Source organism: Streptococcus salivarius (assembly GCF_002094975.1).
Lineage (GTDB): Bacteria > Bacillota > Bacilli > Lactobacillales > Streptococcaceae > Streptococcus > Streptococcus salivarius_D.
The window spans coordinates 1,330,982-1,353,249 of sequence record NZ_CP015283.1; the positions used below are offsets into that span (position 1 = coordinate 1,330,982).

Below are 22,268 nucleotides of genomic sequence, written 5' to 3' on the forward strand. Positions count from 1 at the left end.
CTATGAACACGACTGAAAAAATTCAAACTTACTTAAACGATCCAAAGATTGTTAGCGTTAATACTGTTGACGCTCACTCAGATCATAAGTATTTTGAATCTCTTGCAGAATTTTCTGAAGGGGAGATGAAGTTAAGACAATCTCTTAATGGAAAATGGAAAATTCATTATGCTCAGAATACAAATCAGGTTTTAAAAGACTTTTATAAAACAGAATTTGATGAAACTGATTTGAATTTCATCAATGTACCAGGTCATTTGGAACTTCAAGGTTTTGGTTCTCCACAATATGTGAATACCCAATATCCTTGGGATGGTAAAGAATTCCTTCGTCCACCTCAAGTTCCTCAAGAATCAAATGCTGTTGCATCATACGTTAAACATTTTACCTTGAATGATGCATTAAAAGACAAAAAAGTATTTATCTCATTCCAAGGGGTTGCCACTTCCATCTTTGTATGGGTCAATGGTAACTTCGTAGGATACAGTGAAGATTCATTTACACCTAGTGAATTTGAAATTAGTGATTACCTTGTTGGAGGTGATAACAAGTTGGCGGTAGCTGTTTATCGTTACTCTACAGCAAGCTGGTTGGAAGACCAAGACTTCTGGAGACTTTACGGTATTTTCAGAGATGTTTACTTGTACGCTATTCCAAAAGTTCACGTTCAAGATCTCTTTGTTAAGGGAGATTATGATTACCAAACAAAAGCAGGTCAATTGGATATTGATTTGAAGACTGTTGGTGATTACGAAGATAAGAAAATTAAATATGTTCTTTCAGATCATGAAGGCATCGTTAAAGAAGGTGATGCATCTGTTAATGCTGACGGTGAACTATCTGTAAGTCTTGAAGATTTGCAAATCAAACCTTGGAGTGCTGAAAGTCCTAAACTTTACAATTTGACCCTTCATGTTTTGGATGATGGCCAAGTTGTTGAAGTCGTTCCAGTTAAGGTTGGATTTAGACACTTCGAAATTAAAGATAAACTCATGCTTTTGAATGGTAAGAGAATTGTCTTTAAAGGGGTTAACAGACACGAATTTAACGCTAGAACAGGACGTTGTATCACTGAAGAAGATATGCTTTGGGATATCAAAGTGATGAAACAACATAACATCAATGCTGTTCGTACTTCTCACTATCCTAACCAAACACGTTGGTATGAATTGTGTGATGAATATGGACTTTATGTTATCGATGAAGCCAACCTTGAAACACACGGTACATGGCAAAAACTTGGTCTAAGCGAACCTTCATGGAATATCCCAGCTAGTGAACCAGAATGGTTGCCTGCTTGTTTGGATCGTGCCAATAACATGTTCCAACGTGATAAGAACCATGCTAGTGTTATCATTTGGTCTTGTGGTAATGAATCATATGCTGGTAAAGATATTGCTGACATGGCTGATTACTTCCGTAGTGTTGACAATACTCGTCCAGTTCACTATGAAGGTGTTACATGGTGTCGTGAATTTGATTACATTACAGACATCGAAAGTCGTATGTATGCGAAACCAGCTGATATTGAAGAATACCTCACTAACAATCCTCAAAAACCTTATATTTCATGTGAATACATGCACACAATGGGTAACTCTGGTGGTGGATTGAAACTCTACACTGACTTAGAGAAATATCCAGAATACCAAGGTGGATTTATTTGGGACTTCATTGACCAAGCTATTTACAAACCACTTCCAAATGGTAGCGAATTCCTATCATATGGTGGTGACTGGCATGATAGACCTTCTGACTACGAATTTTGTGGAAATGGTATTGTCTTCGCAGATCGTACCCTAACTCCAAAACTTCAAACAGTTAAACATCTTTACTCTAATATTAAGATTGCTGTTGATGAAAAATCAGTAACTATCAAGAATGATAATGTCTTTGAAGATCTTTCTGCTTATACTTTCCTAGCTAGAGTTTACGAAGATGGTAGAAAAGTTAGCGAAAGTGAATATCACTTTGATGTTAAACCAGGTGAAGAAGCAACATTCCCAGTAGAATTCGCTGTTGGAGCTTCAAATGCTGAACGAATTTATGAAGTTGCTTGTGTTCAGAATGAAGCAACTGAATGGGCTCCAAAAGGACATGAAATTGTTCGTGGTCAATATGTTGCTGAAAAGATTAGCACTGAAACACCAGTTAAAGCACCTTTGAATGTTGTTGAAGGCGACTTCAACATCGGAATTCAAGGACAAAACTTCTCTATCTTGCTTTCACGTGCACAAAATACGCTAGTATCTGCTAAGTATAACGGTGTTGAATTCATTGAGAAAGGTCCTAAACTTAACTTTACTCGTGCTTACACCGACAACGATCGTGGTGCTGGATATCCATTCGAAATGGCAGGCTGGAAAGTTGCTGGAAACTATAGTAAGGTTACAGATACTCAAATTCAAATTGAAGATGACTCTGTTAAAGTGACTTATGTTCATGAATTGCCTGGTTTTTCTGATGTCGAAGTTAAGGTAACTTATCAAGTTGATTACAAGGGTCGAATCTTTGTTACTACAAGCTATGATGGTAAAGCAGGTTTGCCAAACTTCCCTGAATTTGGTCTAGAATTTGCTATCGGTTCACAATTTACAAACCTAAGCTATTATGGATACGGTGCAGAAGAAAGCTACCTTGATAAACTTCCTGGTGCCTATCTTGGTCGATATAAAACATCTGTTGAAAAGACATTTGCTCCATATCTAATGCCACAAGAATCTGGTAATCACTATGGTACTCGTGAATTTACAGTATCTGATGATAACCATAATGGTCTTAAATTCACCGCACTAAATAAGGCATTCGAATTCAGTGCTTTGCTTAACAGTACTGAACAAATTGAAAATGCTCGTCATCAATATGAATTGCAACAATCTGATGCTACATGGATTAAAGTTCTTGCTGTTCAAATGGGTGTCGGTGGTGACGACTCATGGGGTGCTCCAGTTCATGACGAATTCTTGGTTAGCTCAGCAGATAGCTATCAATTGAGCTTCGTGATTGAACCACTCAACTAAAGTATTATTGGACTTTGCCTCCAACGATATATTTGATAAAGGAAACTCGAAAGGGTTTCCTTTTGTCATGGTTTGAAGTAAGAAAAAAGGAAACAGACCTCTGTTTCCTTTTAAAATATAACTCAGTTTTCAATTCCCTTAAAAATGGGAGTGGTCAAGTAAAATTATGAAAAAGTGAGTTAAAGTTATTGATATAGAAAAGGGACTAAACCACTCCCAAGACGTTAATGATTTTTTGTAGCTTTGGATGAAATTTGAAGATTATGCCTTGACGTTAATCGTCCAATAGCACTCTATCTAATATAAGTATACAACTTTGGGTTTAGATGTCCCAAAATAAGACTCTATGGATTCTTATCTGTATTGTGATTGGCGACTATTTTTGTCAATAAAAATTTAAGAGGTTGTTGATTTCACTTAGAATATAGTAACGCTCTATGAAAACGTATACAATAGTAGTTAGAGAAATAAACATAGATTGGAGAAGATTGATGACATCATCTTTTGAAGACTTCACAAAAAAAGCAGAAGCATTCTTAGAAGAACATATTACAGAGTATCTCAGTGTGGACATGGCTCTTGAAGATTTTGCAAGACAATATAACCAAGGGCTTTTTGATGAGATCACTTCCTCTGATTCAAAGCAGGAGAGAGCTTGGAAACTCATTGAAGAGGCTTATCATTATCACGAGGAAGATCCTTCGAGAAGTCAGGAATTTTTGACAGAAGCTTTAAAACTAGATCCTGAAAATCTTGATGCTAAGCAGATGCTCTTAACTTTTCAAAGTCCACTTGAACATCTAAAAGGCCTAATTGCTTTAGAAAAAGAGCAAAGGTCCAAGTGGGATCAAGGTCCAAAAATGGGCTGGGCTAATCTTGACGAGCGTCCTTATTTGTCTTTGAAGTATAATCTTGCTAAATTTTATTTAAGCAACAGTATGAAGCGGTTTGCTATTAAGGAATTTGAAGAGATTCTAGAGATAGATGTTCAAGATCACATGGGAGTCCGTTACGAATTAATGGCTACCTATTGTAATCTGGAGGAGTTTGATAAGGCTAAAAACTTTTTCGAATGTGAGCAAATGGAATATCACGAAGAAGATTTGATGATAGTACCAATGATGACGCTCTCTCTAATGACGGGACATATTGAGGATGCGGATTTCTATTTTGATCTTCTCTATGCAAAAAATCCAGAGTTCGAAAATTATTTAAAAATGATTGAACAAGGTGATGAAGAGCGTCTAGTTGCCGAAACGCTTAAAGTCAACCCTATCTTATTTGAAGCCAATAGTATGCAAAGTCTTTTGATGGTTTTTAATCAAGTCGTTGATCTATCCCAATCAGAATATTATTTTACTTGGTTAATCGAAAAATATCGTGCAAAACGTCCACAAAGACATGTTGCGAAAAAGAAAAATCCAGAATTGCACAAACTAATTAGAGAATTGGAAAAAAGTATAGAACCAAGCAAAGCCCTCCAAGGTCTTTCAATAAGTGTGGAGCGTATACTTCGTCAACATGGCTTAATAGAATTTAAAGATTTTAAAAAGAAAACGGAAGAGGAAGTAGCAGCGATTAGAGGAGTTGGAAAGGTGAGCATGGAAATCCTTAAAGAAAATGGTGTTGTCTTTAAAAAGAAGCGGAAAAAGAAGTAAGGAACTATTCATCAAACAAGCCATAGCAAATTTTTGCAATTTTATCTTATATCCTTTAAGATAATTCTGTTACAACTTGAAAAGGAGAACAGGATGGAAACATATACACTTTCAAATGGCGTTACGATTCCTAAAATTGGTTTTGGGACTTGGCAGATTCCAGAAGGCGAAGAAGCCTATAACAGCGTTAGTTTTGCACTTAGGGCGGGTTACACACATATTGATACAGCACAAATCTACGGTAACGAGGTTTCTGTAGGTAAGGCGATTGCTGATAGTGATGTGGCGCGTGAGGATATTTTCCTAACGACTAAACTCTGGAATGACAAGCACGATTACGATTTGGCTAAGGCCTCTATCGACGAATCTCTCGAAAGATTAGGTGTGGATTATTTGGATCTTTTGCTTATCCACTGGCCAAATCCAAAGGCACTTCGTGAGAATAATGCGTGGAAGGCTGGCAATGCAGGCGCTTGGAAGGCAATGGAAGAAGCCTACAAAGAAGGTAAGGTGCGTGCTATCGGTGTGTCTAACTTTATGCAACATCACCTAGAAGCTCTCCTTGAAACGGCTGAAATTGTGCCACATGTCAATCAAATCCTCTTGGCTCCAGGTTGTGCCCAAGAAGATTTGGTTGCCTATTGCAAGAAGCATGACATTCTTCTTGAAGCATACAGCCCACTAGGTACAGGTAGCATTTTTGGAAATGAAGATGTTGAAGCAGTGGCTGAACGTAACGGTAAATCTGTGGCACAAGTTGCTCTGCGTTGGAGCCTTCAAAAAGGTTTCTTGCCACTACCTAAGTCTGTGACACCTAAAAACATTGAAGCCAACTTGGATATATTTGACTTTGATTTGTCAGAGGAAGATATGGCAGTCTTGGATAAGATTCAAGGCATCAAAACTCAGGATGATCCTGACACAGTTAATTTTTAATAGGATTTTAAGCAACTCGTAAGGGTTGCTTTTTGCTTGTTTTTGTTGATTTGCTATAATGAAACTGTCATTTTTTTATTTATAGATGGGAGTTACGTAATGGAGTCTCGAAATCTTTTGCCTCAGAATACACGTATGATGGCTAATTTGCTCAGTTTTTCAGGGGGAGCTTTGGATGTCTTTTGTCATATGTATTACCATAGTTTGGTTGCCACTCAGACAGGGAATATTCTCCTGTTAGTTGCTGACTGGCGTAGTAGTAGCATGTACCATAACATGTTACGATGCTTTTCCATTTTTTTCTTTACCTTAGGTTTTCTTTTTGGCATGTGGTTTAAAGACCATCGTAAGAATGCTTATTGGCGTGTTTATGGTTTACTTCCTCTTTGTGTGATGACTGCCATTTTACCATTCTTAACGCCAAATGCTCTATTGGAGCTTCCGATTATTGCTTTTTCTGCAGGTGTCATGATGAAGACTTTTACCGGTAGTCAGATTGAAAATCACCCCTTTGTGATTTTTATGACTTCAGGTAATTATCGAAGGATGCTGACGGCACTTTACTATGTTATTCAGGGAAGCGATGATCAGAAAGAATATCGTCGTCAGGCTGTCAATTATAGCTTTGTCGTAGGAAGTTTTGTGGTTGGTGCTGTTGTATCAGCTCTTCTAATGCACATCATTTATATTAAGTCAATCTGGCTAATTACACTCAGCCTCATTACCATCATGGTTTATTATTCATCTGAAGTGAAACGACTAGGACTCAAGGAAACCAATCTTTAAGCACTTATGTAGCAATTATTTTTGATAAAAAATCTCCTATGTTATAATCTTGATTATATTAATTTTTTTTAACCCTGAATAAAGGAGACATAAGATGCCTGTAATAAGTAATGATTTTTCAGATATTGTGTATAACCGTCGTTCCATTCGTAACTTTGATACTTCTGTCAAGATTCCACGAGAAGAAATGTTGGAAATCTTGGACAAGACTGTTACAGCACCATCATCAGTGAACATGCAACCCTGGCGTTTTGTTGTCGTTGATAGCGAAGAAGGCAAAGAAAAATTGAAACCCTTTATCAGCTACAATGGTGTACAAAATGAAACGTCATCAGCCATGGTTCTCATTTTTGCCGATTTGAAGAGTCAAGAAAGAGCAGAAGAAATCTATGGTAAGGCCGTTGCGCAAGGAAAAATGCCCGAAGAGGTCAAGGAGAAACAACTATCAAGCATTGTACCAATGTATGAAAATGCTCCTTTCGAAGTGATGAATGAAATTGTTCACATCGATGCTAGTCTGGCTGCTATGCAATTGATGTTGGTCGCTCGTTCATACGGCTATGATACCAATGCCATCGGTGGCTATAAAAAAGAAGGTCTTGCCAAAGCGTTCGGACTTGATGCTGACCGTCATGTGCCAGTCTTGCTCATTGCCCTTGGGAAGGCCAATGAAGAAGGTTTCGAATCTGTTCGTTTGAATGCTTCTGATGTGACTACTTTTGCTTAATAAATAATTGACCGTAAGTCTCGAAAATGGGGGCTTACGGTTTTTGTATGTGATGATTAAAGAGGGTTCAAAAAACTAAAAATAAATAAGAAAGTGATTGCTAGGAGTATTGAGAAAGTGATGATTTTTGCTTTAACCCATGATTAAGGTAAGTCCCTTTCCTTTGTGCTATAATGATAGTGAATGTTTAATACAAGGGCGAGTGTGGCCTTTTTCTAGGAGTCTTTTATGACAAACTATTTGATCCGAAGTTTTCTCTGGTTTCGTGAGCGTGGCTTTGTTCAGATTACACAGAAAACTTTGGTTTCGCTATTCCCCTTTTTACTATTTTCAGGGATTATTCGGGTGATTTCACTATCTGTTTTTTCTGAGATGGGGTATATTAACCAACTTTTTTCAGTTTCTGATTGGCTTCCGGCCTTTAAGACGTCAGGTCAGGTGCTTATTAATCTTTCTAGTTTTCTCGGTGGATTAGCAGGTCCCTTATCGACTTATTTTGCTGGAAAATACACGGCTGGACATTATGGTAGAAGTACTGGTACGGCTGGTGTGACTTCCCTTTTGGTCAGTTTGATTATAGGGTCGCAAGAGTTACTAATGTCTCCACTAAACGATGGCGATTTGACACGTATCAATTTACCGGCTTCGATTAATATTATGTTGGCTATCTTCGTGGGTTATCTGGTTGGTCAGATTTTTCGATTTTCTAGAGCCAGTGATGACCAAATTGTGGATAAGAACTATATTTATCAGCCTAAGACGGTTCGTCCCATTTTTTTGTCCTTAATTTTGGCAATTGGACTTAATATTCTATTGGTTATTGGTGAACGGGAAAATATCTTTCAGTCTATTAGACAGTTTACATCGACCATTACTGTCACTGGTAATCATCTTTTCTCAACCTTTATGATGGGACTTTTGAGTACTTTTTCTGCTTGGATTGGGAATAGTCAAGCCTTCGCTCTCAATTCTATAGCTGAAGATAGCTTTGCTTTGGAAAATCTGACTTATGCGGTTTCCCATCATACGACGACAGGGCTTCCCCATCTTTTTACTCTGACAAATCTTTATCACAGTTACGGTTTGGTTGCTGGCGTTGGATCAATCTTGGCTCTCTTGGTAGCCCTTCTTTTAACCTCAACCAGTTATAAGGACAAGAAAGTCAGTCTTCTTAGTGTTTTCCCTAGTCTCTTTAATAATGGCGCTCCTTTGATGGTGGGTGTACCAGTTTTGCTTAATTTGGTTTATCTGGTTCCCTTTCTGTTAGCACCAATGGTCAACATGGGAATAGCAGCAATTGCTTTAGCGCTTCGTCTTATGCCGGCGGCAGTTTATCCTGTACCAGATGGTACCCCTAGCCTGCTCTATGCTTTTATCGGTACTGGTGGTAGCCTTCGTGCCTTGTCTGTAAGTCTGTTTTGTTTTGCGGTTGATGTCGCTATCTTTATTCCTTTCGTAAGACTTTCTAATAAGGTACAACACGGTTTAAAAGAGGAAGGAGAAACTAATGAAGCTCAATAAAAAAATGAAGTTAGTCTTTATTTTGGTTGCTGTCTTTCTCATCGGCTTAGCTGTGCCTTCTTATAGCTGGACCAAAAGAAATGTCAAGGAAATTGAGACTTTCTACAACTCGAAATTGTCTCCTATTATCATGATTCCGGGGAGTTCCGCTACGGAAAATCGTTTTGATGGTCTAGTGCGTAAGCTTAATCAAGATCGTCGTGGGGCCAAGCACAGCTTGCTCAAGGTCAAGGTTTGGAATAATGGGCGTATTACCTTTGAAGGAAAAATCAAGAAAAATGACAATGAACCTATTATTGTTATCGGATTTGAAAATAACAACGACGGCTACAGCAATATCAAAAAACAAGCCAAAATGATGAATCAGGCCTTTGAAGCCCTGCAAAATAAATATAATTTTAATAATTTCAAAGGCCTAGCACATTCAAATGGTGGTCTTATTTATACAGCCTTTATTGAAAATTATCTTAGCGACTACGATGTCAAGATAAATTCTTTGATGACTATCGGAACGCCCTATAATTTCACTGAAACTAATATCAAAAATAAATCGGTGATGCTGGCGGATTTCATAGCAGCCAAGAAAAATATCCCATCAACCTTACATGTCTATTCGGTAGCAGGTACTATCACCTATGACTCGGATGAGTTGGTTCCTGATGCTAGCGTTTCAGCTGGGAAGTACATCTATCAGAATCAAGCAAAGAGCTATACCGAAATCACTGTTACGGGCGAAGATGCCCAGCACTCGGACTTACCAACCAATGATGAAGTTGTGGAACTTGTCAAACAACATATCGAAGGGCAAGGTGTCCGTAAGAAGCAAAAAACTAAGCTAGAGCCACAGTGAGAATCGTATTATTAATGCTTTAGTTACAAATGAGAACTCAAAAAAACAGATAGGACCGTGAAAGGATATCTGTTTTTTAGGTTAAATTGAGAGGATTTTATATGTTGTAACTCATTGATTTACAACTTAATTTCTGTTATAATCAAGAAAATCATACAATTAAATGGGAGGTTTATGTTATGCAAATTCCAAGTCGTTTTACCATTGCCGTTCATATTTTGACTCTTATAGCACAAAATAAGGGAAATGAAACTAAGTTAACCAGTGACTTTATGGCTGGTAGTGTGGGAGTTAACCCTGTTATTATCCGCAAAACCTTGTCGCAACTAAAGAAAGCAGACTTAATTTCAGTTCAAAGGGGAACAGGTGGAGCTAGCTTGCTCAAGGACCCAGAAGAAATCAACCTTCTTCAGGTTTATCGTGCTGTGGATAGCATCGGCCCAAGTGGTCAACTCTTTAGTTTCCATGACAATCCTAACCCAGCCTGTCCAGTAGGACGAAATATTCATGGGATTTTGGACCAAAGCCTAGAAGACGTTCAAATGGCAATGGAAAAAGAGCTTGAAAAGAAAACCTTGGCTGGTATTTTAAAAGGTGCCAAGGTAAACTGGAAAGAAGCCGGAGCTTGATTGTTTAGTCAGTAAACGCTAAGAAATCGAAAGCTATTCGGTTTCTTTTTTATTTGCAGGTTGTAATGATTGACATTACAATTAAACTAAGTATAATATTGTCATATAAAAGATTACAACACAGGAGAAAAATCATATGACATACGATTACAATAGTAAGATTTACCTCGCAGAAGCGGTACTTAATGTGAAGGATTTGGCTGGTCAGACAGCCTTTTATACACAGATTATAGGTCTTGAAATCCTCTCCCAAACGGAAAAAGAGGTTATCTTGGGAGCTGGAAACAAGCCCTTGGTCCACTTGATTCAAACCAATCGAAAGGAAGTGGTCAAGTCCAGTTACGGTCTTTACCATATGGCGATTTTGTTACCTTCTCGCGAGGATTTGGCAGATGTTTTCAAACATATCGCCGAGCTGGACTATCCTTTTGTTGGTGCAGCTGACCACGGTTATAGTGAAGCTCTTTATTTGGAAGACCTTGAGGGCAATGGTATTGAGCTTTATAGAGACAAGCCTGTTGCCGAATGGGATATTCGTGAGGATGGTCGCATTGTTGGTGTAACAGAAGAACTCTCAGCCCAAGAAATTTACGAGATGGGACGCAAAGTTGAGCCATTTTTGATAGCTAAGGATACTCGCATGGGGCATATTCATTTATCAGTCAAGGATAGTCAGCTAGCTTCATCTTTCTATCAGGAGGTTTTGGAGCTGGCAGATAAGTTTACCATTCCAAGTGCTAGTTGGATTGCTTCAGGTGATTACCATCATCACCTAGCGGTCAATGAATGGGGTGGAAAAGACTTGGCCAAACGTGAAGAAAATATGCCTGGTCTTGCCTATTACGTCGTTGAAGTTGAAGTTAAGGAAGATTTGATTGCTATTGCAGAGCGTGCTAATAATCGTGGAGCCGAGGTTAAATGGTTATCTTCTAATGCCTTAACATTCGAGGACAATGATGGTATTTTGACACGGGTAAGAAAAAAATATCAATAATTAGTGATTTTGGGTCGTAACTATTGACATTACATTTCAAACGGCTATAATGGTTATTGTAATCAAAGTTGTTACAAATAAACTTAACATTTAACATATATCACAAATAAAGAGGAAATAACGATGACAAACTTTACAGATTTACAAACAAAACGTCGTTCTATCTATGCATTGGGAAAAGATGTGGAACTTTCAAATCAAGAATTGATTGATACTATCCAAGAAGCGGTTCTTAACACACCAACTGCTTTTAACTCACAAACATCACGTGTGGTTATCTTGCTGGATGAAGAATCAGATGCCTTCTGGAATGAGATTGCTTACTCTGAACTTGAAAAAGTGACACCTGCAGAAGCCTTCGAGGGAACAAAAGAACGTTTGAAAGGTTTTGCCCAAGCTAAGGGAACAATCCTCTTCTATGAAGATCAAGATGTGGTGAAAGGCCTTCAAGAGCAATTCCCACTTTATGCAGATAACTTCCCAATTTGGTCAGAACAAGGTCATGGAATCGCTCTTAATGCGACATGGTTGGCTTTGGCTGAGAAAAATATCGGCATGAACGTGCAACACTATAACCCACTTGTTGATGCCCAATTGGCTGAAAAATATGATATCCCAGCGAACTGGAAGCTCCGTTCCCAAGCACCATTTGGTCAAATCGTAGCACCAGCTGGAGATAAGGACATCCAAACAGAAGGCCGTTTCAAAGTTTTTGGCGACAAATAATCACCTTAACTTAGTCAGTTGGTTATGTACTGACTGAACAAAATCATAATGATAAGACAAATGACTAGCAGGATTGAAGAATCTTGCTTTTTTTCTATTTCAAAACTAGTAATGCCCAAGAAAATGTATAGCTTGAATTTTGAAACTATCCTTAGGTGATAGCAAATGTCAGCGATCTTCTCCGAAGTTTCATGAGTAAAGTTTGAGCCCTCGATTTTTAATTTTTAGGCTCAGGTTAAGACAGTTCTCCAAACTTCTGAGTATTTGAAATTATTTGGTTATGGGTGCTTTCTTAACGGTATCTTGCACATCAATTTCTCCAAGTCGTTTATCGAAGGAGAGATAGTCTAAAAGGTTTGAAAAGATGAGCTACTTATATCTTATTTTCAATAATTTTGACAATATTCTTTTTATTTTTGACAAAGATGCTTGTCAAAAATAAAAAGAAGCGTTACAATAGTTTTAGACGAAGAAAGGAGAGAAATTACGATGGAATTTATTTGGCTATCTTTTATTCCACTTCTGTTTCTGATTTATACGAGCTCTGAGAAGAAGATAAAAAGATTGAACAAACGTATCAAAGGGTTGGAAAAACAATTGAAAGGAAATCAAGAAATGTCTAGACTTTTAGAAGAATTGAAAGGGCAAACGGTCAGTATTAGACTAAATGGTTTTGGAAGTAATTGGGAAATTGTTGATTGTGATGAAGATTGGGTTAAATTAAGCCGTGAGGGCATTAAACAACATAGGGTGACAAAATTAGTTCGTATTGAAGATGTTGAATTAATTCAGCAATTGAGGTAGTCATCATGAGATTAAAAAATCGTCTGAAAGAGTTGAGAGCGCGTGATGGGCTCAACCAATCTGAGCTAGCCAAGCTAGCAGGGGTCTCACGCCAGTCCATCAGTCTCTTGGAGCGAGGGGAATATACCCCCTCAGTTATCATTGCTATTACCATCGCTCAAGTTTTCAAAGAGCCTGTGGAAAATGTTTTTAGTCTTGTAGAGGAAGAGGAATGATTATGAAAAAGCAACCACAAAAAAGATCCCCACGTTACCGTTTTTGGAGAAAAGTAGGTTTGATGACTGCTGCTGGCTTGATTGGAGGAGGTCTTGGAGTTTTGACAGGGATGTTCGGATCAGAAAAGCCAATTGAAATTCAATCTTTCTTTAGTAAAGAAGTACTCTATTTGGGATCTGTAGTTTTATTCCTGATTGTGTTTATGATTACGATGGGCTTACTGATGTGGGGAAGAAAAGTCCATCAAAAGATGCTTCAAATAGAAGATGAAGATGAGGCATATCACTATGACGTTCAAAAGAAAAAACTTTATGGTTTAGCAACCATTGTTAAAGGAATCTTGATCTTACCATACTTTTTAGTCGTCATATTTTATAGTCAATTGATGTCTATGGATAGACCTGGAACAGGAAACTTGTCTTTTATCTTTGGAACTTTTACCATGCTCTATCTTCTTCTTGTCTTGTTTGTTCTATTTATCCTAGTGGATTTCTTCTATCGTAAGACCTTTCATCTGATTTATGGAAAACCAATTCCTCGCAATGCCAATGCCAAGGAAGTGCGTGAATTTATGATGAGTATGATGGATGAAGCAGAAAAGCAGATTAGCTACGAAGAAAATTTCGAAGTGGTGGTCAAGTTAAGCAATTATATCTTACCTATCATGCTAATTGGAATTTTAATCATTGGGATTGCCTTCCAGACGGATATCCTCTTGGCTTTGAGTGTTGTATCCATCATCTATATTTATATACTTATTTCACAATACAAGATTACCAAACGTTATTATAAAGAGTAGAAGAGTCATCAATGTTAAAAATTTGGAAAAAGCTTTTGGAAGTGATAGAGAGCTCTTCTTATTGAAAATCTTATCTTTCATTTCCTTATATAGAATCAATGGGTGTGTTATCAGTCTTTAATCTTAGGTATTATGGGAGATTATCAAACTTTCCCTTAGCAATCGTTTATTATCTAAGCCCTCAGTTGATGCTGAGGGCCTTTTAATTCTCAATTGATTTTTGAAACCCTTTTCACTACAATAGAGATACAGAAAAGGAGGCAGTGATGAAGTATATTGATTTTGCTGAAAATGAGCGTTTGTCAACGATTGTCCTTGGGATGATGCGTATTAGCGAATTGAGTGAAGACGAGGTCGAGGCCTTGGTGGAGGCAGCCTTGTCGATTGGAATTAACACATTTGATCTGGCGGATATTTATGGAAATGGACAATGTGAGCAGCTCCTTGGTAAGGTCCTCAAACGTCGCCCAGATCTTCGTGATCAGATGTGGATTCAGTCTAAGTGTGGGATTCGCAAAGATGGCTTTACCTATTTTGATTTTTCTAAGGACTATATTTTGGACTCCGTTGATGGCATCCTCGAGCGTTTGCAGATTGAACGCTTAGATAGTCTTCTCCTTCACCGACCGGATGCCCTCATGGAGCCTGAAGAAGTGGCAGAAGCCTTTAATCACTTGGAGCAAGCTGGCAAGGTCCGTCATTTTGGGGTATCCAATCAAAATCCTATGATGATGGAATTGCTCAAAACGGCAGTCAAACAACCTCTCAAGGTCAACCAGTTGCAGTTGAGTGCTGCCTTTACACCGAGCTTTGAAGCTGGTTTTCATGTCAATATGGAAGGGGCAAAAGCAGCTGTGAGAGATGGCAGTGTCTTTGAGTATTGTCGCTTATACGATACGGTGATTCAGGCCTGGTCTGTCCTCCAGCATGGCTATTTCAAGGGAAATTTTGTCGGCAATGAAGAGTTTGCGGACCTCAATCACGTCCTCAATGACTTGGCGAAAAAATACCAAGTCACTCCGACAGCTATCGCCCTTGCTTGGGTCCTTCGCTATCCAGGTAAGATGCAGGCAGTCATTGGAACGACCAAGCCACAACATGTCCTTGAAGCAGGGAAAGCAGCAGAAGTTACCCTAACGCGCAAGGAATGGTACCAAATCTACCTAGCTGCAGGAAATGATTTGCCTTAGAATCTTGTTATCAAACCAGATTACACTCTTATCGGTAGTCTGGTTTTTTGTTTTGTGGTCTTCAGTTTTTTCTTGACAAGCCTTTCCTTTTTATGATATCTTTTAGGCAACATGTGTTGCGCAACGAACGTTGCGTGAAAGGAGTCTTATGCCACCCAAGGTTAAATTTAGTAAAGAGACTATCATTGGGACAGCTTTACAATTGGTACGCGAACAGGGCATGTCTAGTTTGACAGCTAGAGCATTAGCGGAGAAACTGGGAGCTACACCAAGAGTCATTTTTGGGCAATTTGCTAATATGGCTGAGTTACAAGCAGAGGTTATTGGTGCTGCGGAGATGGTGGTGGTGGAGTATATTCGCAAGGCCTTAGAAGATGAGAAACCTTTCCGATCTGTCGGGGTTGCCTATATCCTTTTCGCCTCAAAAGAGCCCCAACTCTTTCAATTGCTTTTCCAAAATCCTAGCAAAGATCCGATTCGTCGTTTTCAAGATTTTCTTCCCATGAAGGATCATAGTTACCAAATGGTTCTGGATTCGATTGTCGCAGACTATCCTTTGACTGTAGAGGAGGCTAGTCGCTTGTACCAGCATCTATTTATCTACTCACACGGGATGGCCTCGATGGTTGCTTCTGGTATTTATCAGTTCAGCATGGAAGAAGTGATTGGATTACTGACAGAGGTTTGTCAATCTCTCATCAAAGAAATGGTAGGAAAGAAATGATTCAACTAGAAAATGTGCACAAAAGTTACGGCCAAACCAAGGTTTTAAAAGGGATTGATTTGCAGATTCAAGACCAGGATGATGTGGTTATCCTCGGCCCTTCTGGATCGGGGAAATCAACTCTCTTAAATGTGCTGTCAGGCTTAGAAAAGGTAGACGAGGGGCATATCCTTATTCAAGGACAAGATTTATCACAACTCACGGATGCTCAATTGACAGCCTTTAGACGGGAGAAGATTGCCTTTATTTTCCAGCAGTATTATCTATTGCCTAATCTAACGGTTAGACAAAATGTAAAGATGGGAGCTGACCTGGCAAACAATCATGATTTTTTGCAGATTATCGAGGATTTGGGACTTGGCGATAAGCTGGACAAGTATCCGAGTGAATTGTCTGGTGGGGAACAGCAGAGAGTCTCCATTGCTCGGGCCTTGGCCAAAAAGCCAGAGATTCTTTTCTTAGATGAGCCTACGGGAGCCCTCGATGAAGAAACAGGACGCAAGATTCTCGACTATATCTGGAAACTGAAGGAAAAACTGGGCTTCACTTTAATCATGGTGACGCACAACCAAAATATTGCGGATATGGCTAGAACCATCATTCGTGTCAATAGTGGTAAGATTACCGAAGTTGTGACCAATGATCAGCCTCAGACTGCTTATGAGATTGGATGGTAAGCTATGTTTTCAGTAAAAGATATTCGAAAATTAGTTGTCGTCAGTATCATTGGGGCTTGTGCGGTCTTTGTGGCCAATCTCTTCTTGAATTTTTACCTGGACATCGAGCAGTTGGAGATTTCGAAAACCAATCCCATGATTCAGACCTACTATGATGCCCAGGTTTCGCTTTCCTGGATGGTGGCCATGGTCAGTGGAGTCGTCTTGTCCTTGACGTCGGTCCTTCTCATGTGTTTTTATATCAAACAATTTGTTGATGACCACAAGGAACAATTAGGGATTTTAAAGGCCTTGGGCTACAGCAATGGCCAGTTGGCTAAACGATTTTGGGCTTTTGGGCTCAGTTTTGGAGCTGGGGCGCTTCTTGGCTATTTTGCTTCTTTTCTTATGATGGGACATTTTTACGACTTTCGTAATGAGAAGAGGATTTTGCCAGAAATTACCATTCACTTTCACTGGCAGCTTTTGCTTGCTTTGGTGATCCTTCCAACGGCATTTTTTATGCTTCTCGCGATTGGTTATGCTAGAAGACAACTACAAACGCCGGCTCTTCGCTTATTGAAAAAGTCCCCAAGTCCGATCAAGGTCAAAAGGAGAAAGAGGGCTTTCAAGAAAGACAAATCCTTCTTAAAAGAGCTGTCTTCGTCACTGATTTGGGGGAGAAAATCTATCTTGTTCTTTGTGGTCTTTGGCTCCATGTGTTTTGCGGCCATGGTTCAATTGTCCTTTGGCTTAAGAGATTACACAGATGACATCATCCAAACCATGATGATTATGATTGGCTTAATTCTTTCTTTCTCGATTCTCTTTTTGTCATTGGGGATTGTCGTCTCAGAAAGTCGCGAAACCTTAGCCTTGATGAAGGCTTTTGGCTACACCAATCGTGAATGCCAAAATCATATTCTCGCTCCCTATCGTTTTTGGGCCTATTTAGGATTTGTTCTTGGGACGGTTTATCAATATGGCATCATGGAAATCTTGATTGATGTAATCAAAGATACAGTTCCTGAAAAGATTGAGCATAGCTTTGATTGGAATGTTTGCTTCTGGACCTTGATTGGCTTTGCTGTGGTTTATGAAAGCCTGTTTTATCTATCCAACAGAAAACTCCAAAAGCAAACCATCAAAGAAGTACTTTTAGCTGAATGATTTATGACAGTAATCCTTAATATCAGTGTTTTTTAATGAGAAAAAATAGAAGATTCATTGACTTTAGACCTCTTAAAGAGGTCTTTTTCTCTTATGAAAACGCTACATAAGAGACTAAATGCACTATCACAATCTTGTGATAGTTTACATCTTCTTAACATTGTCCCGAAATTCTTGCATTCTCTATTGTTAAAGCGTAAGATAGACACTGTTTTAATTTTAGTGCATTAAAACATGTCTTGAAATATTTCTAGATGTATAAGGCAAATAGAATTTTATGAAAGAGGAGTCTCGAATGTCAGATAAACAAATGAAAACCCTTGGTTGGGTGGCAACCTTCATGTCAGTTATGATGTATGTATCATACGTACCACAAATCATGGACAATTTGTCTGGTCATAAAGGAAACTTTATCCAACCATTGGTAGCTGCAGTCAACTGTAGCCTTTGGGTTTACTATGGTCTCTTTAAAAAAGAACGTGACCTTCCCCTTGCTGCGGCCAATGCACCAGGTATTATCTTTGGTTTAATTACAGCATTGACAGCTTTGTTCTAAAATAAAGCAAAATTTCTTTCTATACTTTTTTTCTTAACGCAGAAAACGAGAGCAGAACTAGCGACAGTTAAAGATTGTCGTTCTAGTTTCACTCTCGTTTTTTGTTTTTAGTTACTAAGAAGAGCCTTGATAGCATCTTCCATTTTTAGTGGTTCAGTTTTGGAAGAAAAGCGTTCGACGACTTGACCTTCACGGTTAATCAAAAACTTAGCAAAGTTCCATTCGATTCTAGCCCCAAGCGGTCCAGATTTTTCTTGTTTTAGCCAATCAAAAAGTGGTTCTGCTTCCTTACCATTGACCTTGATTTTGGCAAAACGAGGGAAGGTAGTATGGTAATTGAGGGTACAGAAGGTATTGATTTCTTCAGCACTACCAGGGGCCTGCCCCATAAATTGATTACAAGGAAAATCAAGAATCTCGAAACCCTGGTCTTTGTATTTGTCATAAAGTTCCTGCAAACCTTGATACTGTGGCGTCAAACCACAACCTGTTGCTGTATTGACGATTAAGACGACCTTGCCCTTATAATCATTTAGGGATACGGGCTGGTCAGCTTGATCTGAAACTGTAAAATCGTATAAGGTTGTCATAAAAAACTCCTTTGGCTTAGTTGAGACTATTATAGCAAAGTTAGTTAGAGAAGTGTTTATTCAGGAAGAATAGAGATTAAATGGTGTTTGTGATAGTAATTCTTTATATTGGCGTTAAGAATTACTTATAGCTGACGGTAATAATACTATGTAAGGATATGTACTTAAAAGAAGTTAACAATAGGTTTTAACGTTATTTGGGTTACTATATCATAAATTTTATTTATGGCTAGGGATAAAATTTCTTTATTTTTCGGATGTGATAATCTCTGATAAGATAATGTCATTCAGTTTTGAAGCAGCTAGTGATAATAGGAGTTGAAAGTATTTTAGGTATGTTCATTAGCTGTTGATATTAGGATAAGAGAAAAGGAGATTCTTATGTCAGAAAAAAGAGAGTTAGTTTTGAAAGCATTTCGTGGAGAAAGTGTTGATCGTGTCCCGGTGGGATTTTGGCATCATTTTACTACTGAAGCAGAGTGGTTACATGGTTTTGAAAATCCAGAAATTATTGATAAAAATAAGGCTGGTCATAAAAAATTTATAGAAGAAGTCAAACCCGATTTTGTTAAATTGATGAGTGATGGTTTCTTTGCATACCCACAACCTGCTTTTAAAGACTTTAAGTCAATCAGTGATTTGCAAACAATTGAACCTTTAGGTGCAAATCATCCTTGGATTTCTGCCCAAGTTGAACTTGTAAAAAGTTTGATTGCTGATTTTCCTGAAGATATCGTTGCAATTTACAATATCTTCGCTCCGGTTACTTATTTTAAATGGTTAGTTGGAAAGGTTTCGGGTGGAGATGACGCTATCGCAGATTACATTGAGGAGAACCGTGAAGCTTTGAAGCATGTTTTAGATGTTATTGGAGAAGACATCGCAAGTCTTAGTCAGAGAGTGATTAAAGAAGCTGGTGCTGATGGTATTTACCTAAGTGTTCAAAGTATTCAAGATAATCGTGTTAGCGCTGAGACTTATAAGGAAATCATTTCTCCAAGTGAATTAAAGGTTTTAGATGCAGCTAATGAGGTCAAGGGTCACAATATTCTACATATTTGCGGTTACGAAGGGGCTCGTAATAACATCGAACTCTTTAAAGATTATTCTGCTCAGGTAATTAATTGGGCGGTTGGTCCTGAAGGAATTAGTTTGGCAAAAGGCCGTAACATTTTTGGAGGTCGCACAGTTCTTGGTGGGTTTGAAAATGGAAAAGATGGTCTTCTATATACTGGAACTAAAACAGCTATTCAAGAAAAGGTTAGGGAGATTATTGCTGATACTGGAACCCATGGGTTAATCATTGGTGCTGATTGCACGATTCCAAGTGATGTTAACCATGAGCGTATTGAATGGGTACGTGAAGCAGCAATTTTGTAAGAAAAAGGAGAGATTAATATGAGTAAAAAGACATGGATTATTGGTGGAGCAGTTGTTGTAGCACTTATTGGGGCTACAGTTATTGGACGTAGCTTAACAGGAGATAAAAAAGCAAAATCAGACTCTGGAAAGGTAACAACATTAAAGGTTGCCCATACTCAAAACTATGTTCCTTATGATTTTGTTGATAAGGATGGTAATTCTGATGGCTATGAGGTAGCTGTATTAAAGGAAATTGATAAAAAGCTTCCACAGTACAAATTTGAATATACTGGAACAAGTGATGATGACCTTTTGATTGGTTTAGAGTCAGGTAAATATGACATTGGTACTAAGGGCGCGTGGTATACAGATGAACGTGCTAAAAAGTTTATTATTCCTAAAGATCCAATTGGAGCAAGTATTATTGGATTTACCATTCGTAAGGATGATAAAGATAAATATAAAAATATCTCTGATTTTGCAAAACAAAATGGTCGATTGGTGCCAATTTCACCACAAAATGCTCAGTGGAATGTTATCAAAGACTACAACGATGAGCATAAAGATCAACCAATCGAGTTGACATCTGCGGAATCTTTCCAAGTTTCAGATGCCTATGCATGGGTTTTGGAAAATCGTTATGATGCTTACTTTGATATTAAATTATCTTTTGAAAAGGCTGTAACTGATAAAGATGGTGCGTATCATCAATATGCAGATAAATTGACTTGGTTCCCTTATAAAGGAATTCCAACATATCCACTTTTGCATCGTGATAGTAAGAATGAAGAGTTTTCAAAAGAATATACTAAGGCAATTAAAGAACTAAAAGAAGACGGTACACTTGAAAAGTTATCTAAAAAATACTTTGGTGAGGATGTCTTCTCATACGTAGACAAATAAGTAATTGTAACGTCGTAAAGTAGGATGTTTTGATAAGCTTCTGAAGTGAGTTTAGTTAGGAGAAATTATGGTCAATTATGACATTTCAAAAGTTTTTGGAGCATTACCTGAAATCATAAAGGGCTTACCGATGACATTATTGGTTATCTTATTAACGACTTTACTTGGGTCGTTATTAGGAGGATTAATTGCTTGGGCAAGCCTTTCTAAGGATAAAGCTTTAGAGAATTTAGCTAAGGGATATGTTTTTATCTTACGCTGTACCCCACCTATTGTGCTATTATTCTTGGTATTTTACGGAGTTCCAGAATTTCTTAATTGGTGGTTAGGATTAGATATAAATGATTGGTCTAAATTGATATTTGTTCTTGTGACTATGGTTCTCCTATTTTCAGCAATGATATCAGAAGTGTTTAAAGCGGCTTATCAAGCAATTCCTAAAGGACAATTAGAAGCCGGGCTTAGTATTGGGCTTACTTCTGAACAAACCTTTGTAAGAATTATTGCCCCTCAAGCATTTAAGGTTGCTTTACCAAATATTACAACAGCTATACTTAACCTTATGCGTGATGCAGCTTTGGCTTATACGATTGGTTTTATTGATGTTATGGGCAAAGGGAACCTTTTGATTAGTCGCCATTTAGGAAATTATTCTTTAGAGACTTATACAGCTGTTGCCTTTGTTTATTGGGGAATAGCATTAATTCTATCGTTGATTTCTAGGATAGCAGAGCAACAATTGAGTGTAAAAGAGAGGTAAAAAATGAATATTACTTTTATTATAGATACCTTTATCAAGGCTTTATATGGTGTTCCGGTAACACTGGGAATCATGGTTGTGGCTATTCTATTGAGTTTTCTACCTGCTTTATTTCTCGCTTTGGGTCAAATTTATAAGGTACGAGGTGTTAAGACTTTTTCAATTGTTTATCTTGCGTTTATTCGTGCAACACCTCCAATTCTTTTAATTTTATTCTTTTATAGTTTGTTCCCTAGTTTGTTAAATCAGTTTTTTAAAGGTATTGGGAGTCACATAGATGTCTTCAAAGTTAATCCGCTTTACTATGCCTTTATTATCTATAGCTTGATGACAACAGGAAGCTTATCAGAAATCATTCGATCAGCATTACTAACTGTTGATAAAGGTCAACTAGAAGCTGCACAAGCCATAGGCTTAACAACAAGACAAGCCTATCTGAGAATCGTTTTTCCACAGGCACTTAAGGCCGCTCTTCCAAATTTGTGTAACTTAGTTATCAATATTGTAAAAGGAACGTCACTTGTCTTTGTTATGACGATAAAAGATATTACCGCAATTGCACGAGTCGAAGCAGCATATGGATATCAATATTTTGAATCTTATTTTGTCATCTTCATTTTATATTTAATCATTTGTGGTATCATTCAAGTTCTCTTTAACTTTGGAGAAAGAAAATTGCAATTTACATAGA

23 protein-coding genes are annotated in these 22,268 nt (G+C 38.0%); 22 read left to right on the top strand and 1 reads right to left on the bottom strand.

Annotated elements, in window-relative coordinates:
• The first annotated feature begins 2 nt into the window (after window positions 1-2).
• From lacZ to V471_RS06325, 18 genes are all read left to right on the top strand, one after another.
• Complete coding sequence (gene lacZ / locus V471_RS06240; protein ID WP_084871263.1) at window positions 3-3,020, top strand: beta-galactosidase, LacZ type; 3,018 nt, start codon at window positions 3-5, stop codon at window positions 3,018-3,020.
• A 491-nt stretch (window positions 3,021-3,511) separates the two neighbouring features.
• Complete coding sequence (locus V471_RS06245; protein ID WP_229039770.1) at window positions 3,512-4,678, top strand: hypothetical protein; 1,167 nt, start codon at window positions 3,512-3,514, stop codon at window positions 4,676-4,678.
• 93 nt (window positions 4,679-4,771) lie between these two features.
• Window positions 4,772-5,614, top strand: a complete 843-nt coding sequence (locus V471_RS06250) for an aldo/keto reductase (RefSeq protein ID WP_084871264.1) — start codon at window positions 4,772-4,774, stop codon at window positions 5,612-5,614.
• Between the two features lie 99 nt (window positions 5,615-5,713).
• The gene (locus V471_RS06255; RefSeq protein WP_084871265.1) at window positions 5,714-6,400 is read left to right on the top strand and encodes a DUF1275 family protein; all 687 of its coding nucleotides are present in this window, start codon (window positions 5,714-5,716) and stop codon (window positions 6,398-6,400) included.
• Window positions 6,401-6,494: 94 nt separating this feature from the next.
• Entirely contained in the window at window positions 6,495-7,127 is a 633-nt protein-coding gene (locus V471_RS06260; RefSeq protein WP_045772302.1) for a nitroreductase family protein, read from the top strand.
• Between the two features lie 228 nt (window positions 7,128-7,355).
• Window positions 7,356-8,648: a PTS sugar transporter subunit IIC gene (locus V471_RS06265; protein ID WP_080610658.1), complete on the top strand. Its 1,293-nt coding sequence runs from the start codon at window positions 7,356-7,358 to the stop codon at window positions 8,646-8,648.
• Window positions 8,635-9,498 carry an alpha/beta hydrolase gene (locus V471_RS06270; RefSeq protein WP_080610657.1) on the top strand — a complete coding sequence of 288 codons (864 nt, stop codon included), beginning with the start codon at window positions 8,635-8,637 and terminating at the stop codon, window positions 9,496-9,498. Before V471_RS06265 ends, V471_RS06270 begins: the two co-directional genes overlap by 14 nt.
• Window positions 9,499-9,677: 179 nt before the next feature.
• Window positions 9,678-10,127 (top strand): Rrf2 family transcriptional regulator, encoded by a 450-nt coding sequence (locus V471_RS06275; RefSeq protein WP_004182274.1) that lies wholly within the window; start codon window positions 9,678-9,680, stop codon window positions 10,125-10,127.
• A 136-nt stretch (window positions 10,128-10,263) separates the two neighbouring features.
• Entirely contained in the window at window positions 10,264-11,121 is an 858-nt protein-coding gene (locus V471_RS06280; protein WP_084871266.1) for a VOC family protein, read from the top strand.
• A 123-nt stretch (window positions 11,122-11,244) separates the two neighbouring features.
• Window positions 11,245-11,847, top strand: coding sequence for a nitroreductase family protein (locus tag V471_RS06285; protein WP_084871267.1), 603 nt, complete (start codon window positions 11,245-11,247; stop codon window positions 11,845-11,847).
• A gap of 489 nt (window positions 11,848-12,336) precedes the next feature.
• On the top strand, window positions 12,337-12,651 hold the full coding sequence (locus V471_RS06290) for a hypothetical protein (RefSeq protein WP_002885280.1): 315 nt from the start codon (window positions 12,337-12,339) through the stop codon (window positions 12,649-12,651).
• A 5-nt stretch (window positions 12,652-12,656) separates the two neighbouring features.
• Window positions 12,657-12,866: a helix-turn-helix transcriptional regulator gene (locus V471_RS06295; protein ID WP_002885361.1), complete on the top strand. Its 210-nt coding sequence runs from the start codon at window positions 12,657-12,659 to the stop codon at window positions 12,864-12,866.
• Window positions 12,863-13,666 (top strand): DUF3169 family protein, encoded by an 804-nt coding sequence (locus V471_RS06300; protein WP_002885273.1) that lies wholly within the window; start codon window positions 12,863-12,865, stop codon window positions 13,664-13,666. The genes V471_RS06295 and V471_RS06300 overlap by 4 nt, the downstream gene beginning before the upstream one ends.
• A 266-nt stretch (window positions 13,667-13,932) precedes the next feature.
• The gene (locus tag V471_RS06305; RefSeq protein ID WP_084871268.1) at window positions 13,933-14,856 is read left to right on the top strand and encodes an aldo/keto reductase; all 924 of its coding nucleotides are present in this window, start codon (window positions 13,933-13,935) and stop codon (window positions 14,854-14,856) included.
• Window positions 14,857-15,004: 148 nt separating this feature from the next.
• On the top strand, window positions 15,005-15,580 hold the full coding sequence (locus tag V471_RS06310; protein WP_084871269.1) for a TetR/AcrR family transcriptional regulator: 576 nt from the start codon (window positions 15,005-15,007) through the stop codon (window positions 15,578-15,580).
• The gene (locus V471_RS06315; protein ID WP_004182281.1) at window positions 15,577-16,257 is read left to right on the top strand and encodes an ABC transporter ATP-binding protein; all 681 of its coding nucleotides are present in this window, start codon (window positions 15,577-15,579) and stop codon (window positions 16,255-16,257) included. Before V471_RS06310 ends, V471_RS06315 begins: the two co-directional genes overlap by 4 nt.
• Window positions 16,258-16,260: 3 nt before the next feature.
• Entirely contained in the window at window positions 16,261-17,406 is a 1,146-nt protein-coding gene (locus tag V471_RS06320) for an FtsX-like permease family protein (protein WP_084871270.1), read from the top strand.
• A gap of 295 nt (window positions 17,407-17,701) precedes the next feature.
• Window positions 17,702-17,962 (top strand): SemiSWEET family transporter, encoded by a 261-nt coding sequence (locus V471_RS06325; RefSeq protein ID WP_002885327.1) that lies wholly within the window; start codon window positions 17,702-17,704, stop codon window positions 17,960-17,962.
• A 107-nt stretch (window positions 17,963-18,069) separates the two neighbouring features.
• Here V471_RS06325 and V471_RS06330 read toward each other — a convergent pair whose 3' ends face one another.
• Window positions 18,070-18,552 carry a glutathione peroxidase gene (locus V471_RS06330; RefSeq protein WP_084871271.1) on the bottom strand — a complete coding sequence of 161 codons (483 nt, stop codon included), beginning with the start codon at window positions 18,550-18,552 and terminating at the stop codon, window positions 18,070-18,072.
• Between the two features lie 381 nt (window positions 18,553-18,933).
• Between V471_RS06330 and V471_RS06335 the strand changes: the two genes are divergently transcribed.
• The 4 genes from V471_RS06335 (at window position 18,934) to V471_RS06350 (ending at window position 22,267) form a co-directional block, all read left to right on the top strand.
• On the top strand, window positions 18,934-19,932 hold the full coding sequence (locus V471_RS06335) for a uroporphyrinogen decarboxylase family protein (RefSeq protein WP_084871272.1): 999 nt from the start codon (window positions 18,934-18,936) through the stop codon (window positions 19,930-19,932).
• An 18-nt stretch (window positions 19,933-19,950) separates the two neighbouring features.
• Complete coding sequence (locus V471_RS06340; protein ID WP_004182285.1) at window positions 19,951-20,817, top strand: transporter substrate-binding domain-containing protein; 867 nt, start codon at window positions 19,951-19,953, stop codon at window positions 20,815-20,817.
• A 67-nt stretch (window positions 20,818-20,884) separates the two neighbouring features.
• Entirely contained in the window at window positions 20,885-21,577 is a 693-nt protein-coding gene (locus tag V471_RS06345; protein ID WP_048790057.1) for an amino acid ABC transporter permease, read from the top strand.
• Window positions 21,578-21,580: 3 nt separating this feature from the next.
• The gene (locus tag V471_RS06350) at window positions 21,581-22,267 is read left to right on the top strand and encodes an amino acid ABC transporter permease (RefSeq protein ID WP_004182287.1); all 687 of its coding nucleotides are present in this window, start codon (window positions 21,581-21,583) and stop codon (window positions 22,265-22,267) included.
• The last annotated feature ends 1 nt before the right edge of the window (window position 22,268 follow it).

Bases quoted from the DNA above. Each gene is read 5' to 3' on its own strand.
- V471_RS06300 (WP_002885273.1), top strand. From the start codon at position 12,863: ATGATTATGAAAAAGCAACCACAAAAAAGATCCCCACGTTACCGTTTT.
- V471_RS06265 (WP_080610658.1), top strand. From the start codon at position 7,356: ATGACAAACTATTTGATCCGAAGTTTTCTCTGGTTTCGTGAGCGTGGC.
- V471_RS06330 (WP_084871271.1), bottom strand. From the start codon at position 18,552: ATGACAACCTTATACGATTTTACAGTTTCAGATCAAGCTGACCAGCCC.
- V471_RS06260 (WP_045772302.1), top strand. From the start codon at position 6,495: ATGCCTGTAATAAGTAATGATTTTTCAGATATTGTGTATAACCGTCGT.
- V471_RS06250 (WP_084871264.1), top strand. From the start codon at position 4,772: ATGGAAACATATACACTTTCAAATGGCGTTACGATTCCTAAAATTGGT.
- V471_RS06305 (WP_084871268.1), top strand. From the start codon at position 13,933: ATGAAGTATATTGATTTTGCTGAAAATGAGCGTTTGTCAACGATTGTC.
- V471_RS06315 (WP_004182281.1), top strand. From the start codon at position 15,577: ATGATTCAACTAGAAAATGTGCACAAAAGTTACGGCCAAACCAAGGTT.
- lacZ (WP_084871263.1), top strand. From the start codon at position 3: ATGAACACGACTGAAAAAATTCAAACTTACTTAAACGATCCAAAGATT.
- V471_RS06295 (WP_002885361.1), top strand. From the start codon at position 12,657: ATGAGATTAAAAAATCGTCTGAAAGAGTTGAGAGCGCGTGATGGGCTC.
- V471_RS06290 (WP_002885280.1), top strand. From the start codon at position 12,337: ATGGAATTTATTTGGCTATCTTTTATTCCACTTCTGTTTCTGATTTAT.
- V471_RS06320 (WP_084871270.1), top strand. From the start codon at position 16,261: ATGTTTTCAGTAAAAGATATTCGAAAATTAGTTGTCGTCAGTATCATT.
- V471_RS06345 (WP_048790057.1), top strand. From the start codon at position 20,885: ATGGTCAATTATGACATTTCAAAAGTTTTTGGAGCATTACCTGAAATC.
- V471_RS06275 (WP_004182274.1), top strand. From the start codon at position 9,678: ATGCAAATTCCAAGTCGTTTTACCATTGCCGTTCATATTTTGACTCTT.
- V471_RS06325 (WP_002885327.1), top strand. From the start codon at position 17,702: ATGTCAGATAAACAAATGAAAACCCTTGGTTGGGTGGCAACCTTCATG.
- V471_RS06335 (WP_084871272.1), top strand. From the start codon at position 18,934: ATGTCAGAAAAAAGAGAGTTAGTTTTGAAAGCATTTCGTGGAGAAAGT.
- V471_RS06285 (WP_084871267.1), top strand. From the start codon at position 11,245: ATGACAAACTTTACAGATTTACAAACAAAACGTCGTTCTATCTATGCA.
- V471_RS06340 (WP_004182285.1), top strand. From the start codon at position 19,951: ATGAGTAAAAAGACATGGATTATTGGTGGAGCAGTTGTTGTAGCACTT.
- V471_RS06310 (WP_084871269.1), top strand. From the start codon at position 15,005: ATGCCACCCAAGGTTAAATTTAGTAAAGAGACTATCATTGGGACAGCT.
- V471_RS06245 (WP_229039770.1), top strand. From the start codon at position 3,512: ATGACATCATCTTTTGAAGACTTCACAAAAAAAGCAGAAGCATTCTTA.
- V471_RS06280 (WP_084871266.1), top strand. From the start codon at position 10,264: ATGACATACGATTACAATAGTAAGATTTACCTCGCAGAAGCGGTACTT.
- V471_RS06255 (WP_084871265.1), top strand. From the start codon at position 5,714: ATGGAGTCTCGAAATCTTTTGCCTCAGAATACACGTATGATGGCTAAT.
- V471_RS06350 (WP_004182287.1), top strand. From the start codon at position 21,581: ATGAATATTACTTTTATTATAGATACCTTTATCAAGGCTTTATATGGT.
- V471_RS06270 (WP_080610657.1), top strand. From the start codon at position 8,635: ATGAAGCTCAATAAAAAAATGAAGTTAGTCTTTATTTTGGTTGCTGTC.